Source organism: Desulfatiglans anilini DSM 4660 (genome assembly GCF_000422285.1).
In the GTDB taxonomy this organism is placed as follows: domain Bacteria; phylum Desulfobacterota; class DSM-4660; order Desulfatiglandales; family Desulfatiglandaceae; genus Desulfatiglans; species Desulfatiglans anilini.
The window spans coordinates 267,401-284,267 of the sequence record NZ_AULM01000003.1 but is presented as its reverse complement, the minus strand read 5'-3'; the positions used below and the strand labels follow the sequence as shown (position 1 = coordinate 284,267).

Sequence of the window (16,867 nt, the reverse complement as noted above, 5' to 3'; positions counted from 1 at the left end):
CCCGTTATTACTCCTTGCGCTTCTTGTCGGTTTCCGCAGGCTCGGCCGCGCCGCCAGCCTTGACCCACGCGTCCACTTCGTCCTTCTTGAACTTCCAAAGACGACCCATGCGGTGGGCGGGCATACCATGCTTGTCGATCCACTTGTAAACGGTGTCGTTGCTGACCCCGAGGTACTTGCAAATCTCGGTTATTGATAACCAGCGGTCTTCCATCTCGTTCATTCTCTTGCTCCACGGGCGCTTTGGTTGTTTGCAACGTCCGCCAGAGGCGAAACGGGAGAGACTGGACGCACCTCTCCCAGGTTAAAAAACTCCATCAATATACAAAGACGCTATGTGCTATGTCAAACGATCTTTACCGATTTGAGCCGATTATTTTCTATCACGCTCGATGCCAGACGCCGGAGTCAAGACGGGTGCCGTTTTCAACACGGGGCATCCAGTAGGTCCAGGCAGGAATCGAGGTACGCCCGCACAGCACCGCCACCATCACCCGCTGGTACATGCTGTGCCCACCGGGCCAAAATCCTTCCAGCCGGTCGATGGGCGGCAGGTCGCGTTGCGGGTCGGTGAAGGTCACCAGTTCCCCATGGATCAGATCCCAGTCGCCGGTCGGGCGTCCGAAGCGCGGCGTGCCGATCTCGTGCTGTCTGCGGGCGTCGGCCAGTGGATCAACGCTGCCCCGGGCCAGGATGAGACCTTCCGGCACTTCGAGGGCCGGGAAACCGGCGTGGAGGTGGTAGAGCCTGCCCCAAACCACGGCCGGTTCGATGCTGCGGGCCTGGGCGCAGAAGCGTTGATGGTTCCAGTAGCCCCGTTTCAGGGTGCCGTAGACGAAGAGCCGGAGGAAGATCTCGGGAGTGTCTTCCGGGTTTGTGTTCAGCTTCGCGGTGTCTCCAATGTTCATGCATTCGCTCCTTCGGGCAGTGTCCCTTTGCGCTCCTGGGGTATGAAGCGGAATTCGCTGTTCTCGATGGCCCGCACATCCGCGTGGCGGATGGTGAGCATGGTCATGGGCGGCACCTCCAGCTCGCGCCAAACCTTCTCGTTGTCCACGGCAAAGTCGATAAAGGCGTCGTCCGAGGCATAGAGCACCACCCGGTGCTGGCGGTGGATGCGCAGGCAGAGCGGCTTGTTGCCCTTGAGCACGGTGATGGTGCCGGGGTCGAGTCGCGAGGCCAGCACGGCGCTCATCTGGCCGCGACAGAGGGCAAGCGCCTTCTTTAGCCCCTCCTGGTCGATGGGGCCTTCGGGCGCGAAACGGTCGGCCAGGCGGAAGATCAGCTCGCTGTCCACCTCGGCGTAGCGCGGCAGCCCGAGACGGCGGAACAGATAATCGGCGTTGTAGATGGTGCCGTTGTGGGTGCCGATGACGATCCCGGCCCGGATGGGATGGTTGTTGCGGCTGTTGAACTCGTTGCCCCGGGTGCGCCAGCGGGTGTGGCCCATGAGGATGGTGGTCTCGTTGTCGACCTGCCCGAGCAGCTCCTGGAACGGCTTCTCGTAGACCAGTTCGTGCGCCCGCATCGGCCGCTTGAAGATACGGTAGCTGCCGTCGGTCTTGAGCCAGGCCAGACCGGAGGCATGCGGGCCGCGCTCCTCGCTGTGCAGCAGCATGCGGATGAAGACCTCGCGCAGGTAATCCCGCTCGTCGGGCCGCCTGCGCTTGCGGCCGAAGATGATGCCTACTTGTCCGCACATGGAGCCGGGTCCTCCTTGCCGCCGAAGTTCTTACCGAGCGGTCTCGTCCCTTCGAGGACGAAGGTCGAGTATTCGCGCCGGTGACCCGCCAGCCACTCGGCCACCTCCGGGTAGCCCATCTCGGCGGTCAGCCGGGTCACCTCCGGGTGGTCGAGCATGTTGGTGCGCCCGGAGAGCCGCACCGTTTCCAGGGCTTCGAGGAAGCGTTCCGGCCAGGGATCGCTGGCCTTGTCGTCGGGCAGAAACTCGATCAGTCCGTGCCGAGCCAGACGAGTGAGAAACTCGGCGGCCGCAGCGGCGGTGTCCTCCGGCAGAGGCTGGGTCGGTCCGCCTTCGATGCCGGAAAGCACCTCGGTCATGTAGTCGCGGGGCGCTCGGTTGGCGGTGAACGGCGTCTGGCCGCGCATCAGCTCGACAACTTCGAGGCAGTCGGCGGCCTGGATGGTTTCCCCGCTGCCGGGGATCGGTTCGCCGTCCAGCGTGGTGGAGCGGATCAGAATCTTCATGGGGCACCTCCTTAAACAGTGAGGCCGGGAACTTGCCCGGCCTCGTTGGTGAGAGTGGTGGTTTCGGTTTCATCCGGAAGGACGTCCTCCGGTTTGGGCCGTCCGTTCTTGAAGGCGGCGTCGCCGGGCATGTTGGCCATCAGATGCTTGCGGGCGGTCTTGAACTCATCGCCGATCAGGCCGAGGTGGAGCAGGAAGACCCGGAAGTCGTACTTGGCGCTCTGGGGATCGAAGTCTCGCTTGCGGCTGGAAGCGGCCCGGCCGTTGAGCGCCTTGGCGGCGACGGCGAGGCAGAATTGCAGGTAGGCCTTGATTCGCCCCGCGTGGAGGGTCGCCTCGAACCAGCGGAACTCCACCGTTCCCCGGTACCAGACGTTGTGCAGGTTGACCCCGTGGTAGCGGCTGCTGTCGTAGTGCTGGGGCTGGCGGTTGTGGTAGCCGTACCAGATGCGGTTGAGCTGATCCTTGGTGCGGGGGCGATGCTGTTCGATGCGTTGGATCAGCTCGTCGCTGACTGGCCGTGTGTAGCGGTTGAGGCGGTCGCGGCTGATGCCGAGGGCGTGGAGGATCAGCGGCTCCTGCTTGTAGATGATCTTGGCCAGGTTACCCAGGTGCCTGCCATCGAAGGGCGCGGCATCGATATGGATGTGGATGCCGCACTGGCTGTTGATCTTGCCCCCAGCGCGGCGGATGGCCCGGACCGCCTCCTGTAGTTGCGGGATGTCGTCGTAGCCGAGCACCGGGCTGACCACCTCGGCCCGCAGATGGGCCGGGACGCTGGTCAGGGAGGCGTCCCCCACCACCTTCCAGACCCGGCCGCGCAGGTCCTCGACTTCCCAGGGGTCATAGCTGCTGGGGATACCGACATGGCGGACCGTGCCGCCCACCACCGAGTGGATGGCCCAGGCGATCTGTTCCCGGGTGCGTTTTACGGTCTCGATCTCGATCCCGTAGTGGATCTCTTTCAGGTTCATGCGTGCCTCCGTCGTTCATGGCGCTTCTAAGTCGTTGTCTGGCAAGGCTTTTCAGCCTCTGCTTACACCATGAATGAATGCTTCTTTCCGGACACAAATCAAGTAGAAGAACAGCCGAAGCCGACATTTAACACGTTTATTTTCAATCACTTGCGAACTTGGCCGGATTGGGCGGGGCACAGGCGGCAGAAACCCCGGAACGGGCAGGCCGTATCCGGGGTTTCTGGGTTGGCGGTGGCAGCGAGCCGGTCAGCCGGAAGCAGTTTCGCCGGTGATCAGGCTGGCGTGCAGCTCGAGGTTGCGCGACTCGTCGGCCCGCATCCGCGCCAGCAGCGCCGTGAAGGCCTCCGCTTCGTCGGTCGGCAGCTTTGACGCCCGTTCCAGCCGCGCCAGGCGCTGGTGCAGATTCTCCAGTAGGCCCAGGGCGTGGTCGCGGATCAGGCCGTCGCGCTTCTCCTGCGGCGACGGGATGAACTCGGTCAGGCCGCCTTTGCGTCGAACGATCATGGCCGTGCCTCCTTAGCTCAGGGTCGCGCCCAGCGAATGGATGCGCGGGTAGATCAGCGGCGTGCCGGTCATCTCGGCCTTGTAGCGGACCTTGTTGCCGGTGTTGTCGGTGAAGGTGCGCACCAGGGTGTATTCGGTCCAGTTCTCGTCGATGGGCCGGGTGTCCTGGATGGTCATCGCCTCCCAGGTCAGGCCGCCGTCGTTACTGGCGAACCATTGCAGGGTTGTGCCGCTGGGGATTTGCATCTGCACGTAGGCCTTGGTCGATTCCACCCCCTGGGTCAGCTCGTTCTCGCGGGTCAGGTAGGCCCCGGTGGTTTTGTTGAGGTAGCCCACCAGGTTGACGTCGCGGAAGTTGATGGCCGGAGTGTCGTTGGAGAGCGAGCTGCTCAGACGCACGCGGACCTGAACCCGGGTGGCGAGGTTAGGCAGCCGTTCCTCCTCGGCGGGAACCATGGCGTCCCAGGTCACGCCGCCGTCGGTGGAGTATTCCCAGTCGAGGCCGGTGCCCTGGGGGATGGCCGAGTATTCGTCGAGGTTGATATCGGAGAACTGCACGCCGGTGATCGGCTGGAAGCGGATCATCCCCTCGGACTGGAAGTTGTAGCCGTAGATCTTCATCGCCAGGTCGGAGCCGTTGAGCGGCGTCCAGGTCTCGGCGTTGGAGCTCTCCAGCAGCACGCCCTCCATGTAGGTCTGCCGGGTGATGATGCCCCAGCGGCCCATCTTGCCAAGGGTGGCGGTGCGAACCTTGTAATTGGTGCTGTTGGTCAGCAGCACCACGGCATAGCTGGTATTGGCCTCGGCGTAGAACGGGTCGTCGAAGCGAATGCGGGTCTCGCCGCTCAGGCTGATCTCGTTCGGGGCCAGCACCTTCTCGGCGAACACCACGCCGTTGGGCAGACCGGTGGTAACGCCGCGAATCTGCACCGTGACCGGAATGCTCGGGTCCCTGGCGGTGAACTGCAGTCCGATGCTGGAGATCACCTGGTTTTGGGTGAAGCTGAAGGTCTGGGCCAGCGGATCGCGGGGTACGAAGATGGTCTGGGTGCGCCAGACCACCTGCACCACGGGCACGCGGATGATGCGATTCTCTATGATGCGCTCGATGCGGGTGATGACCAGCGGATCGTTGATCTGCAGGCTGGCCCGAGCCGAGTAGACGCCGTCGGCCATCTCCACGATGCGGTTTCCGTTGCGGGCGTTGGTCGGAATGGTGAAGGAGGCGCTGACCCGACCGGCCTCGTCGCTGATCAGGTTGCTGGCCATCACCTGGCCGTCGCAGCGCAGCACGATGCCGGACTTGCTCGGGGTGAAGTTGATACCGGTGACGGCAATGCCGGTCTGGCCGCGCCGCCCGAGGTTGGGCGTGATCTGCAGCATGGCCGGGGGCTTGTCGAACACCGCGTAGGGGTTGATGTTGCGCTCCTCGGACCAGTCGTTCTGCTCCACCAGCACGGTCTCGTTGCCCGGCAAAAGCGCCAGGCTGCCGAAGAAGCTCGCGTTGCTGCCCGCCTGATCGACCGAGAGCACGGTGGAGTGCGGAATGCGGTCCGGCGCGACGAAGCGGGCGATCTCGTTGACCCGGGCGTCCCATTCGGCGTGGTAGATGTCCGACTGGGCGGTGTTCGAGAAGTCGTCCGAGTAGATGCCTTTCTTGGTCTGGGCGTCCCGGTTCTGCAGTTCGTTGTTCATCTGGTACTGGGCATCGTTGTACTTCAGATCCTCGACGTCCTGAATGATGTCGTGGATCTGGTCCATGGTGATGCGGGTCAGACCGAAGTTGCGGATCTCCATGTCGGTGGAGTTGGGCGGGCAGTCGATGCTGCCCAGCCCCAGGGCGTTTTCCGGCACGATGGGCAGCTTCGGGAAATCGGCCGGAGCCCCTTCCAGCCGCTTGATCTCGGTGGTGGTGGCGTAAACGATGTCGCGACGGCCGAGGTAATAGTCGTAGTCCAGGCTGCAGTTGGAACCGTTCACCGGCTGGTCGCCGAGGCTGCCGCGCCCGAAGTTGATCACATTGAGATTGCCCAGCTCGAGCTGCACCGGCGACATGTTGAGTCCGGCCGTGTTGGTGGCGGAAGGCGAAGCGGTGCCGATCTCCTCGACACCGTCGTCGACGTAGGAGAGCGCCTCGCTGCCCAGTTCCATCAGGCGCTTGTAATCGGTGCGTGCGCCGTTGGTGGCGGCCCGGTAGACGCGATAGCCGGTCGCGCCGCTGACCGGCAGCCAGGAGAGCTTGTTCATCTCCCCGGCTGCGGTGGCTCGGGCAATGACCGCAGCGGCGTTGAAGGCCGTCTCTCCGCTCGCGTTGTAGGCGGTCACCAGATAGAAATAGTTCCCGGCCGCCGGATGGTTGGCCTGTCCGAACCAGCCGCTGTCCACATAGTCGGTGCCCTTGACCATCTGCTTGGTGTAGGTCCAGCGCACCGTGTAGGTGGTGCCGATGGCCGGTTCGTTGCCGGAGCCGAGCCAGTCGACATGGTTGCCCGACTGCTGCCAGTCCACGCCCTCCTGGAAGATGGTCGCTCCCTGGCTGACCTCGAGGATGTCCACCACCGGATTGGGGTCGAGCAGGTCTTCGCCGCCGCCCACCGATCCGCGAGTGACGTTGCGGGTGATCTCGACGATGGCTTCCACCTGGGTCGTCTCCTTGAGCGGCGTGGAGTTGACCGGATAGCGGCGCTTGTTGATGTCGAAGGTCTTCTGCTCGCCGCGTACCGACTTGGTGGCGATGGATTTGGGCACCAGGGTCGAGGTGGGCAGATCGCGTTGATGGCGGAAGCCCTGGATGTAGGCGCGTCCGGCGTTGGTGATCGCCTCCACGCTGTCGTCGTCGACGCCGCCGATGAAGGTGTCGAAGCCCCGCACCAGATAGCTTCCGGCCTGGTCGAAGGTGCGCTCGGCCAGGTTCTGAATCAGGGAGTTGAGCCCCTCGGCGGCGGCGAAGGAGAGCTGATCCTCGGTGATCGAGGAGACGGTAATCCGGCTGCCCGGCAGCGTGCCCAGCAGATCCCGCAGGTATAGGTTGGACTTCTCCTGCACCGTGGGCGTGACGTCGCCGCTCTCGCGGTCGAACTTGTAGATCGGGATCACCCGGCGCTCGGCCACGTTGTTGGGCAGCGTCTGGCCGCTGGTATCCGTCGCCTTGAGAGAGAGAACCCATTTTTCCCGCTCGGCGGTAGGCTCGCCGGTGGCCGGATTGATCAGGGCCGGGTCCTGGGTGTAGCCGTAGTTGTACTTCAGCAGCTCCACATAAACGTAATCGGCCCCGCTGGTGGTGGCCGGATCATAGGTCAGGGTCGCTCCGCTCACCTGTTCCAGATGGCCGTCGATGTAGACCACGCCCGGGGCCAGGGTCAGGACGTTGGCGGCCGCGCTGACCTCCAGACCCATGATGATGGAGCCTTCCTTGAACAGGATGTCGGCGATCTTGCGCCGCTCCAGGTTGATGATGTCCTGCTGCTCGTTGAGTTCGGAATCCAGCAGGTCGCGATCCTGATGGTAGCGGATGCGCTTGTAGTTCTTGGTCGGGTCGAATGTCTCGCGTGAGATGCTCATGTTTGAATCCTCCAGTTAGATCTTGATGATCCCGACCAGCTCCACGCGGGTGTCGGAAATCTTGTTGAAGTCGGGAATGTTCTTCACCTCGTACAGGTAGCCCGGGTGCAGCACCTCGCCGGTCGGGTTGGTGTCCTGATGGAACACGCCGCCCATGGCGAGATCCCCGGTGACGCTTTCCACGTACTGCACGTCGCCGCCGAAGAAGCCGTATTCGCGGATGGTGATGCCGTTGGCCTCGGCCTCGTCGAAGCGAAAGAAGATGCCGATGGTGTTGGTCTCCTCGCCGGTTTCCAGGTAGCGCACGCCGTTGACCAGGAGCGCCCCTTCGGCGTCCTCCTTGAGGAAGGTCCGCTTGTAGTAGCGCTTGCGGGCGCGTTCGTTTCTGAGTCCGGTCTGGCCGATGTCCGGCGCGGGCGGATTCTGCGGGTCGGTGAAGCTGGCATCCCCGTCGCCGATGGCGCAGTGGGTGATGCCGTCCACGGCCTGGCCGAGGAGGAGTTTGGCCGTCAGTATCCGGCCGGTTTTGACGATGAGTCCCAGTGCCATTGCTGTTCTCCTTTAGGTCTGAATTTCGTGGTCTTGATCGACTAGCACCGCGAACAGGATCTGGCGCGTGTCGGCCAGCAGCCCGGCCGGGATCGCGATGCGCTGAACGGTGTCGGATCGGCTGATGTGTGTACCGGATGTCCGGACGCTGGTATCGATGCTCCGCAGCCAGGGGCGCGTCACCCGCACCGCCGCGTCGGCATCGACGCCCAGTCGACCATGGACGACGAGCCACAGGTCAGCGCTCCGGTTCAGGCGGTTGTTCACGCGAAGCGCGAGGTCGGATCGACGTTCGAGCCGATGGGCGACCCGCACCGCGCTGTCGGCCCGGACCATCACCGTGCGCCTGGCCGGTGCCCCGGAAAACAGCTCGAAGAGCGCTCCGGGTTGCGCCGCGCCGATGGCGAGCAGTTCTGGCCGCCGGATACCTCGGCGGGTGGTGATGGATGCCAGTTGTCCCTTATGCACGGCCACGGCGAATCCTCCCGCTGAGCTTGAGCGCCCGGCCACGGTTCATGGACAGGAGCGTTTCCGGGCGACGCTGGCCGGTGATCGTGGTGACGGTTTTGAGCTTTCCGTTTTGAGTTGCCATGGCGTTACTCCTTCACCGCGCACCAGCCGCCGGTGGTCAGGTTGAACACGCGGTAGCTGTCCGTTCCGATTTGAATGGTGTCTTCCGAGGCGACATTGCCGCCGCCCACGGCGAAGATTTCGATGAGTTCGCCGCGCAGTTCCTGGTAGGCGGCGGAGCCGGACATCGAGGCGAGCCAGGGAAAGAGGATGGTGGTGCCATAGCGCATCTCCGGATCGGTTTCGCCCTGGAGCCCGCCATTTGCCGCGCCGCAGCGGCCCTGCTGCCCGGACGCCGAGGTCCAGCCGTCGAATTTGTTCACGGCGTAGAAGGTGCCCGGCGCGTTGTAGTAGCTGTTGACGACCGGCTGCGGGTCCTCGCCGATCTTGGCTCCCGAGGCGTAATCCCGAACGAGGGTCTCGACGGTGATGGTGTTCGGCGTGGCAGCGGTGTCGATGGCGCTCACCCGCACGCGTTCGATGCCCGCGTCGTCCTTGATCACATAGTCCTGTCCGGGCGTGACCACGGTGGCGTCGTTGACCTGAATCACCACGCCGCTTCCGGCAGTGACCGCTGCCTGCGTGAGCGCGACGGCCCCGGACCAGAACCGTTTCAGCAATCCGCTGTAATGGCCGTAGTAAGTGGAGACGAGCTTGGTCACCACGAAGACGTGATCCAGGTCGGCGAACAGCCAGAAGATGAAGTCGGCGCTGTCCTCCACCCGCAGGTAGGTGTAACTGGTGTGCGAAGCCTCGTTGACGCCGGTGTGGGTGGCCGCGTCCCAATACTGGAATGCAGCGACGTGAATCCGCCCGGAGGTGGTGCTGATACGGAACTGCAGATAGACGTCCTCGGCCCCGGATTCCCCGTGGGACTTGAAGACGAAATACGGCTGCGGGTCGGCCGACTGGTCGTCGTGCAGGGTCCATCCGGTGGTGGTCACCAGAAAGGTCCGCAGTTGATTGAGCAGGTCGAGCCGACCGTGGGCGAGTCCTTGAATGCTGTGGTATGCCATGGCGGCCTCCTTAGAGAATCGGGTTTTCCGTGCCGGTCAGGCGCAGTTTGATGTCGAGTTTGTTTTGCACCGGGGTGCCCGGGAGCACGGTGCAGCGCCGCCAGAAAGAGAGCGTCTGCTGGAAGGTCTTATCGTTGAGGTTGAGCGGTGCCCCCTGGGTGGCGGTGTCGAGTTCGGCCTGGGTCAGGGCCAGTCGGTACCAGACCGATTCGTCGGTGCCGGTTTCGTCGATGGGATCGAGCACCAGCCCGGTGTAGTCGTAGCCGGAATAGACATTCGTCCCTGCGTCGTGCGCGGCCGCAGCGGTGTTGGCCACGCCCCGCTGCACGGTGAGATTGGCGGTGCCGCCGCCGCTTTCGACGAGCATCTGCTCGCCGTCGATGATGATGAGTTCGCCGTCGGAAAAGCGCGGTTCGGCCAGGGCGATGGCGGTCTGCGCCGCGTCGATGGCCGAGGCGAGGCTCGTCTGCTCGTTGGCGACGTAGAGTTGCCGATCCTTGATATCGCCGTCGGTGCCGTTGTAGCTCTCGGCCTCGGGGTGGCTGAAATCCCCCTCAGAAATCTGCTGGGTCAGCGCTTCGTCAAGATAGAGGTGAATCGCCATGGGTTCTCCTTCAGATGGGCCACTGGGTGGCGCGATAGTTGTTGGTGGCGGACTCGAACCCGGCCTGCGTCGGCGCGTGCAGATCCTGCTGACGGAACAGCCAGCGGAAGGAAGGACGCGACCAGCGGAATCCGGCCTGGTTGAGGCGCATGCGGCTGACGCGCATGGGTCGGGTCCGATCCACGGAAAGGCGCAGGCCGGTGGTGTTGAGCGGGCTCGCGCCCAGCTTCATGGTCTCGACCCGATGGCGCTGGAGAGAGCCCGTGTCCACGTAGACTTCAAGCGAGGCCCGTTCGCCGGTCAGATTCGCATTGCTCAGATACCGGGTGTTCAGGGTGTTCGCGTTGAGCCGGAACACAGGCCCTCTCCGCCGCCATCGGTCGATCCGGTCCACGGCCAGGGTGACGTCCGCGTCGCAGCCAGCGGTGGAGGCGAGCAGCAGATTGCTGATGCCGCCCTGGTTGGCGGTGAGGTCGAGACCGGCGTTGAGCCTGGCGCGGCCAAGCTGAAAGCAGAGGCGGTGCCGGGATTCCAGGGGCAGGCGCAGATCGTACTTGGCCTCCGCACGCTCGACCGGTTCCGCCTGCGTGTCGAAAAAGAAGTCCTTCTGCCGAAAGCAGTAGCGCAGCTCGGTCTCGCCATGGGTCAGCGATTTGCGGTTGAGATGGCTCTCGCCCAGCCCGAAGCCGCTTTCCAGCACATCCCCTTCGAAGTCGCGGCCGGTGTAGACGGGCGTACAGAAGGAAACCCGATCCTCGCCGACACGGGTGTAGGGCAGCCGCCAGTCGTTGAGGGCCTTGTGGTTCAGGCGCATCCGGTTCTGGCGGCCGTGAAAACGGGAGACCTTCACGGCGGCCCGGTCGATTTCCGGGACCATCTCCGTTGTACTGGTGAGCTGCAGCAGCTCCCAGGCCCTTTGCTTGTTGGTCAGGTGACGGCAGGAACCGAGCGAGGAGCGGCCAAGGACGAAGGTCTCGTCGAGAAACGCCAATACGATCCGGCGCACGGCATTGGCGTGCCCGAAGTCGAGCATCGCGCCGCCTTCGATCCATTCCAGGAGAAACTGGAGCCAGAAACAGCGCGTGCCCGCCGGATGGTGAAACACCAGGGCGTCCCGCAGCCCTTCGGTCTGGTTGAGACACAGCACGCGAAACACGCCGAGGCTGAACACCAGCCCGGGCAGTTTGGCGTTGCTGAGTCGGGAGCGAGCATTGAGACGCAGAGCCGAGCGGAAGGTCTCCTGCAGTTCCCCCTGCCAACCGAGCGAGTCGAAGTCGCGTTCGATGGCCGGAATGGTGCCCTTGCGGCGATAGATCTCGACCGCCTCCCGCACACGGCGGCGCTGGCAGTCCGGCGAACAGGTGCCGTCCACTTCGAGGCCGACGAGTCTCGCCAGCAGCGGCAGGAAGCGTTCGTCGCAGTGGTCGACGTCAAAAATGGTCGGGAAGTCGTCGATGGCCTGCTTGAGTTCGTCGAACGTTCCGGCGGGAAGGCTCAGAAAGGTGCGCAGGTCACCGGCCTCGTCGTTGTGCTCGTAAAGCGGCGGCAGCAGGCCGAGCAGATTGTCCTTGAACCAATCCGACATCAACCGGCCCTCCGCAGATCGAGGTTGACGCTGCCGAGAACCGGGATTTCGCCGTGGCGCAGCTCGATGTCCTGCTGGGGCGCGTAGAGATGCATGTGGCTGACGCCGCGCACGCCATCGATCAGGGCCACCAGGTCGGAGAAGTGGATGGTCTGGCCGAAGGAGACCCGGTCGAAAGAAAAGAAATCGGTGAGCGCGGCTTCGATGCGGCTGCGCACGTTTTCCAGCGGTTCACCGGGCCAGACGTAGACCTCGGCGTCGATGGAAACGGGGCGGTAGATCGGGTCGAACAGGTTGATCTCGACCGTGATGACCTTGCGGTGTTCGAGAAACTCCGCGAGGTCCCGCTTGAGCAGCGCCGAGGGCATTCCGCCGCCGTTGGGGGCGATGGCCAGTTGGACGTTGTAATAGCGGATGTTTTGGCAGGCATTGGTGTCGAGCACCTTGGCCTTGGCGACGCCGGGGTAACCTTCGGCGAGCGCCTGGTAATCCTCCAGGGTGACGGCTTTCCAGAGACTGCGCAGCTCCGCCGGTGCCTGTCGGCGGGCGTGTTCGAGGGCTTCCCGCGAAGCGCCGCCGGTGGCGGGCACAGGATTGGTGACGGTCAGGGAAACCTGGCCTCCGTCGAGGTAGATCGGGCTCAGCAGTTGGGTGATCCGGTTCGGGCCGAGATTGCCCCGGTCTCCGATGGTCTGCAGATAGCTGACGGCGATGGCGCTTCCCTGAGCGGGTACAGCGCCGCTTTGCCCGTCGCCGAAAATCAGGGGGGAGATGTCGAGGGTGTCCAGGTCGGCCATGAAATGGCGGCTGTCGGCCAGGCTGTCCTGGAAGTGATCGACCTCGCTCCAGGCGTCGTCCCCCACCGTAACGGTGATGGTGCCCTGGGCGATGACGTCGCCGGTCAGGCGGATGCGCTGGAATGGCAGCCCCGTCGAAGTGAAGGTCTCGGTGCGGCGCACGCCTTGCCGGGCCGGAATATCCACCGAGAGCACGCCTCGCGGTAGCAGGCCGTCCTCGACCGTCTCGAAATCAGCCTCGCCGTCATTCAACAAGGCGCGGCAGGCCGTTCCCGCCGGAATGGTCAGGTCCTTGCCAAGCGGGGCGGAGAGCCGAAAACGCAGCGTGGTGGTGGAGGCCACCGGTGAATCCAGCCGATAGCCGATGAGCTTGCAGAGGTTGATGACGTTCTGCCGCTGGCGGGCCGTGGGCAGGAAAGCCTCCGCCGCCTGGGCATCCAGGTAGTAGGCCAGCATGTCGCCCACGCCGCAGAACAGATCGAGCAGGACGACGCCGAGATCGGAGTGGTTGAAATCGGTCCAACGGTCGGTGAGCTGCGGGATTTTCGCCAACAGCTCCTGGCGGATCGATTCGTAATCCTTGTTGATGTATCCGATGCTTGCGCGGCCCATGGTCTCTCCGGTTTTCGGCGGTTATGCGAGAGCGCCTGATGCTCTCGCCACGCCGGTTACTTACCGGAAGGGGCCTGGATGTGTCGGAGGCGGGATGCCTCAGAGCGGGCCGCGCAGTTGCCAGACGGGATTGGGCTGCCCGGAGGTGTTGTTGAGGTAGTGGGATTCCTTCTTGCCCTCGAAATAGAACAGACCGATGCGGCCCGGCTCCGACGTGCTGATCCGGTGAACGGTGCCAGCGGCGTTGTCTTCCGCCTGACTCTGGGTGTCGAAGCCCAGACCGCTCGCGGCCAGATAGAGGGCGTGCTCGGCCTGGGGCGTTTCCGTTTCGGGCGCTCCCTCGAACGTCAGGTAATGGCCGTGGTTGTCACCCGGATCGCTGACGATCCACTTGCCGTTGCGGTCCTGAAAGGCTCCCTCGATGTAGGCGACTTCGTATTCCCCCGCTGGCCAGACCAAAAAATCGTTCGGGTCGGGGCTCATCTCGGCCGCGTCAAACCAGAGCAGATTGAACAGCGAGCGCACGTCTGGCGACAGGCGCACGCTGCGCACCGGCGGTGGTTCCGGCTCGGGTTCCGGCTGGGGATAGCTGGGCGCGGGATTGTTCGGGTCTTCTCTGTAGAAGGGATAGACCAGGTTGCCGTCCACCTGGCTCTGGATCACCCGGTAGGCGATATGTACCAGCAGCAGGTTGCCGTCGATGTTCAGCGGCCGGTCGTCGAAGCGCACCTCCGTGATGATCACCCGCTTTTCCCAGCGCTTGATGGCGTCGATCACGTAATGGCGCAGCAGGCCCTTGAGCACCTCGTCGTTCTGTTCGAACACCAGATCCTTCAGCCTGGAGCCGAACTCCGGATTCATGAACCGTTCGCCGATCCGGGTGCCGAGGATCTGCAGGATGCTTTCGCGGATATGCTCGTGCTCCCGCGAGGTGGCGGTCGAAATCTGGGTGCCGCCGGATACAGACTGAAACCGGAACGGATACCGCAGCCCCTTGCCGAGGAAATCGTAGCTCATCAGGTACGCTCCTCGCAGTCGATGCCGCATTGACCTGAGCAGCCATTTTCCGGTGCGCCGTCGTCGATGGCTTCCCCCTGGAACCGGACCACCAGATCCAGGCCGCTCTTGAGTCCCAGATGGATGGTTCCGTCCGCCTCGATCAGCCCGCCGTGGCCGGACTGGCCGCACTGGAATCCCTTGGCTCCGCCGGAGAGCAGACGGGCAGCGATGGTTTCGCCGATGCCATCGATGCGGCCGATGCCGATGATGTCGATAGGTCCGGCCGGGTTGATCAGGGTGATGAACCTCTCCCGGTGATCGACGTCGAGGCGGATGCCCTCGGGCAGAACCACCGCGAAGCGTTCCGCGCCCATGGCGGTCGGCTCGATCCCGGCAGGCAGTCCGCTGATACCGGCTGCCTCCTGGGTCGAACGCAGATAGGACTCGACCAGGGTGTAAAGGCGTCCCGGGGCGACCTCGATGGCCGTGCCGGGTCCGGGGGTGATGACCTGCTGTTCCCCGGCGTCGATAACGCAGATTCGCTGGTCGTCCGTGGTCCGCAGGATCATGCCGTCAGGCAAGGTGAAGAGCCGGTTGCCGTCCGGCAGATCCCGGGGTTCGGTGCCCGCAGGCAGTTCGACGAAGGGATAGAAATCGGGCTCCGGCTCGATCGGTACCTGCTCCAGGTACTCCTGGGTCCTGGCCTGCTGGGCCTCCAGATAGGCCTGGGCCTGCCCGCGCATCGCCTCCGAGGCGGCGTGACCGGCCTCCAGCAACGTGCGGATGCCGGAAAGCTCCTCACGGATGCCGGACAGGTGATCGCAGAGCGCCCGCAGTACATACTGCTGTTCGCCGGAATCGGTTTGTTCGATGGTGGCCTGCAAGTCGGCGGGTTCTTCGGAAATCATCGACAACCTCCATTACATGCCGACATTGGCGGGTTGGGATTGATAGCTCATGGCGTTGACCGGCGTCACAGTCCCGGTCGCACCGTCTATTTCGAACACGGTCCAGACCGTGCCCGGGGCATTGGGAACGGTGAAGGTCTGCTCACGGCCATCGCTCAGGAACACTTTCACCGATGCTCCGGACTGCGCCAGGCCGGTGCTCGGATTGGCGTTGCGGTTGGTGTAGTCGTGGACCGCGTAGCGGTAGACGCCGGGAATGAGCCGATGGATGGTGATGGTCTCCGGCCCGTAGGAACTGGTGTCGTCCACGTCCAATTCCGCCGCCTCGTTTTCGATGGTGTGGGAATAGAACACATGGAAACGACCGCCCGATGGCGTCGGTCCGGTGAGATGGGAATCGAGATCCCGGGGGTTGAGCCCCCACTGCAACACGATGCGGGCGACCTGGCCGTCGAGTTCGGGCGAGAGAACGATCTGGATGTCGCCGGAGGTGTTGGGGTCGGCGTTCACCCAGCCATGCCAGGCGATGTATCCCGGCGCGGTGACCTCCACGTAATAAAACCCCTCGGACACGGTCAGCTCGAACCCGCCATAGGCGTTGGCAAAGGTCTGGAACGCCGCCGGGCCGGTTTCCGAGCGGCGGAATTCGATCAGCGCGTTGCCGACGCCGCTGGTGTTGAGGGCGTTGACCACCATGCCGCTGAGGAAGACCGATGCTCCGCTGGCAAAGTCCGGGTGGTCGGCGAACCAGGACGGATCGCGGACCTCCACCAGTACATGTCGGAGGCTGTCCCGGACCGAGGATCGCCAGACCATGAGCACGGCGTTGCCGATGGTCCAGCCGCAGCGAACGACACCGTCCGGCCCGATCTCCGCGACCTCCGTGTTGCTGGAGGCAAAGACCGGGGCGTCCACGTCGCCGCGTAGGGAGAGCGGAACCCGTTGCTCGAACTCGCCAGCGGAGAGGCGAATGGAGCGAGGCTGAACCTCCCAGTGGCTAAAGGTTGGCGGGGTATCCGTCATGAAGGAACCTCCACCGGTGCGGAGACGCCGCCGCCATAAACCTCGACCTGAACGTGCCGCAGGCTGAGCCGCTCGGGCGAATCCCAGACCAGAATCATGGCCGCTCCGGGAACGAAGCCGCATTCGACATTGCCGTCTTCATCGACACTGGCCACGTCGGGATTGGACGATTCGAACACTGGCGCTTCGGGTAGGCCACGGATCGAGAGCGGAATGCGCTGAACGAATGGGGATCGCGAGACCCGGATCAGCTTCGGGAAAACATCCCAGTAGTGCGGTTCCTGCGGCTGTTCGAGATTGTTCATGGCGTCCCCCTCAATTGTCGATGGTGTCGGGACTGCCGGTGACGATGATGGCTCCGCAGGCGGTGATGTCGCCGATGCGGGCGTTGGGCAATCCTTCAGTGATGGTGTCGAAGCTGCCGGTCACGATGGGCGTCACGCCATGCCCTGGTATGAGACAGACGTGCAGATCCCCCATACGGGCCACCGGCATGCCGTTGTCCAGCGTCCGGCTCGCCCCGGTGATGATGACGCCGCCGTGACTGCTGATGTCGCCGAGTCGCGCCTGGGAGCTCATGGGTTCACCTTCAGCAACAGATGGATCAGAAAGCCGACGAGTCCGCCGATGGTGCTGCCGATGGTCAACACCAGGCCGACGATCTTCCACATGGTCTCGGTCCCCATCTTGGAGCCGACCCTGGCGTGCAGCCGGTCGATCTCCTCGGCGTGCCGGTGCAGATCGGAATAGATCGAGCGGACCAGCACCTCGACGTTTTCCTTGTCCGATTTCTTCTCGATTTCGCGCTCGATCTTCTCGAGGCGGTCCTGGATTTCCCGGCGGTGGTTTTCGAGGATGCTGCGGAATTCCTCCCGCCAATGCTCGAAGGTCCTGGCCAGCAATTCCTCGCTGGCCGAGAGTCCGGAGGGCGTTGTTGTTCTTTCTCCCATGCGA

The 16,867-nt window shown here is 63.9% G+C and carries 20 protein-coding genes; all 20 read right to left on the bottom strand.

The features are described 5' to 3' along the window. Nucleotides 1-7: 7 nt before the first annotated feature. The 20 genes from H567_RS0105310 to H567_RS0105220 all read right to left on the bottom strand — a co-directional run bounded on the left by H567_RS0105310 (nucleotide 8) and on the right by H567_RS0105220 (nucleotide 16,863). Nucleotides 8-223 carry a helix-turn-helix domain-containing protein gene (locus H567_RS0105310; RefSeq protein WP_028320611.1) on the bottom strand — a complete coding sequence of 72 codons (216 nt, stop codon included), beginning with the start codon at nucleotides 221-223 and terminating at the stop codon, nucleotides 8-10. A gap of 160 nt (nucleotides 224-383) precedes the next feature. Further along, nucleotides 384-908: a gamma-glutamylcyclotransferase family protein gene (locus H567_RS0105305; protein WP_028320610.1), complete on the bottom strand. Its 525-nt coding sequence runs from the start codon at nucleotides 906-908 to the stop codon at nucleotides 384-386. Continuing rightward, nucleotides 905-1,702, bottom strand: a complete 798-nt coding sequence (locus tag H567_RS0105300) for a glucosamine 6-phosphate synthetase (protein ID WP_028320609.1) — start codon at nucleotides 1,700-1,702, stop codon at nucleotides 905-907. The genes H567_RS0105305 and H567_RS0105300 overlap by 4 nt, the downstream gene beginning before the upstream one ends. Further along, the gene (locus H567_RS0105295; RefSeq protein ID WP_028320608.1) at nucleotides 1,687-2,208 is read right to left on the bottom strand and encodes a DUF5049 domain-containing protein; all 522 of its coding nucleotides are present in this window, start codon (nucleotides 2,206-2,208) and stop codon (nucleotides 1,687-1,689) included. The genes H567_RS0105300 and H567_RS0105295 overlap by 16 nt, the downstream gene beginning before the upstream one ends. 11 nt (nucleotides 2,209-2,219) lie before the next feature. After that, a complete protein-coding gene (locus H567_RS0105290) occupies nucleotides 2,220-3,182 on the bottom strand; it encodes an amidoligase family protein (RefSeq protein WP_028320607.1) in 963 nt (320 codons plus the stop codon). Nucleotides 3,183-3,431: 249 nt separating this feature from the next. Further along, entirely contained in the window at nucleotides 3,432-3,689 is a 258-nt protein-coding gene (locus tag H567_RS0105285) for a hypothetical protein (protein WP_028320606.1), read from the bottom strand. A 12-nt stretch (nucleotides 3,690-3,701) separates the two neighbouring features. Next, nucleotides 3,702-7,250, bottom strand: a complete 3,549-nt coding sequence (locus H567_RS0105280) for a DUF4815 domain-containing protein (RefSeq protein WP_028320605.1) — start codon at nucleotides 7,248-7,250, stop codon at nucleotides 3,702-3,704. 15 nt (nucleotides 7,251-7,265) lie between these two features. After that, the gene (locus tag H567_RS0105275; protein ID WP_011367791.1) at nucleotides 7,266-7,799 is read right to left on the bottom strand and encodes a BW3TFN family phage tail fiber component; all 534 of its coding nucleotides are present in this window, start codon (nucleotides 7,797-7,799) and stop codon (nucleotides 7,266-7,268) included. A gap of 12 nt (nucleotides 7,800-7,811) precedes the next feature. Next, a complete protein-coding gene (locus H567_RS0105270) occupies nucleotides 7,812-8,273 on the bottom strand; it encodes a hypothetical protein (protein ID WP_028320604.1) in 462 nt (153 codons plus the stop codon). Continuing rightward, complete coding sequence (locus H567_RS29785) at nucleotides 8,260-8,391, bottom strand: hypothetical protein (protein ID WP_279614968.1); 132 nt, start codon at nucleotides 8,389-8,391, stop codon at nucleotides 8,260-8,262. Before H567_RS29785 ends, H567_RS0105270 begins: the two co-directional genes overlap by 14 nt. Nucleotides 8,392-8,395: 4 nt before the next feature. Continuing rightward, entirely contained in the window at nucleotides 8,396-9,385 is a 990-nt protein-coding gene (locus H567_RS0105265) for a hypothetical protein (protein ID WP_028320603.1), read from the bottom strand. 10 nt (nucleotides 9,386-9,395) lie between these two features. Beyond that, entirely contained in the window at nucleotides 9,396-9,989 is a 594-nt protein-coding gene (locus tag H567_RS0105260; RefSeq protein ID WP_028320602.1) for a hypothetical protein, read from the bottom strand. A 10-nt stretch (nucleotides 9,990-9,999) separates the two neighbouring features. Beyond that, nucleotides 10,000-11,574, bottom strand: coding sequence for a phage tail protein (locus tag H567_RS0105255; protein ID WP_028320601.1), 1,575 nt, complete (start codon nucleotides 11,572-11,574; stop codon nucleotides 10,000-10,002). Continuing rightward, the gene (locus H567_RS0105250) at nucleotides 11,574-12,983 is read right to left on the bottom strand and encodes a baseplate J/gp47 family protein (protein ID WP_028320600.1); all 1,410 of its coding nucleotides are present in this window, start codon (nucleotides 12,981-12,983) and stop codon (nucleotides 11,574-11,576) included. Before H567_RS0105250 ends, H567_RS0105255 begins: the two co-directional genes overlap by 1 nt. A 99-nt stretch (nucleotides 12,984-13,082) precedes the next feature. Further along, on the bottom strand, nucleotides 13,083-14,000 hold the full coding sequence (locus tag H567_RS0105245; RefSeq protein ID WP_028320599.1) for a GPW/gp25 family protein: 918 nt from the start codon (nucleotides 13,998-14,000) through the stop codon (nucleotides 13,083-13,085). Further along, complete coding sequence (locus H567_RS0105240) at nucleotides 14,000-14,890, bottom strand: hypothetical protein (protein ID WP_028320598.1); 891 nt, start codon at nucleotides 14,888-14,890, stop codon at nucleotides 14,000-14,002. Before H567_RS0105240 ends, H567_RS0105245 begins: the two co-directional genes overlap by 1 nt. A 12-nt stretch (nucleotides 14,891-14,902) precedes the next feature. Beyond that, complete coding sequence (locus H567_RS29525; protein WP_028320597.1) at nucleotides 14,903-15,913, bottom strand: YfaP family protein; 1,011 nt, start codon at nucleotides 15,911-15,913, stop codon at nucleotides 14,903-14,905. After that, entirely contained in the window at nucleotides 15,910-16,218 is a 309-nt protein-coding gene (locus tag H567_RS0105230) for a hypothetical protein (RefSeq protein ID WP_020886740.1), read from the bottom strand. Before H567_RS0105230 ends, H567_RS29525 begins: the two co-directional genes overlap by 4 nt. A gap of 10 nt (nucleotides 16,219-16,228) precedes the next feature. Continuing rightward, a complete protein-coding gene (locus tag H567_RS0105225; RefSeq protein WP_028320596.1) occupies nucleotides 16,229-16,492 on the bottom strand; it encodes a PAAR domain-containing protein in 264 nt (87 codons plus the stop codon). Further along, nucleotides 16,489-16,863 carry a hypothetical protein gene (locus H567_RS0105220; RefSeq protein WP_011366987.1) on the bottom strand — a complete coding sequence of 125 codons (375 nt, stop codon included), beginning with the start codon at nucleotides 16,861-16,863 and terminating at the stop codon, nucleotides 16,489-16,491. The genes H567_RS0105225 and H567_RS0105220 overlap by 4 nt, the downstream gene beginning before the upstream one ends. Between the last annotated feature and the right edge of the window lie 4 nt (nucleotides 16,864-16,867).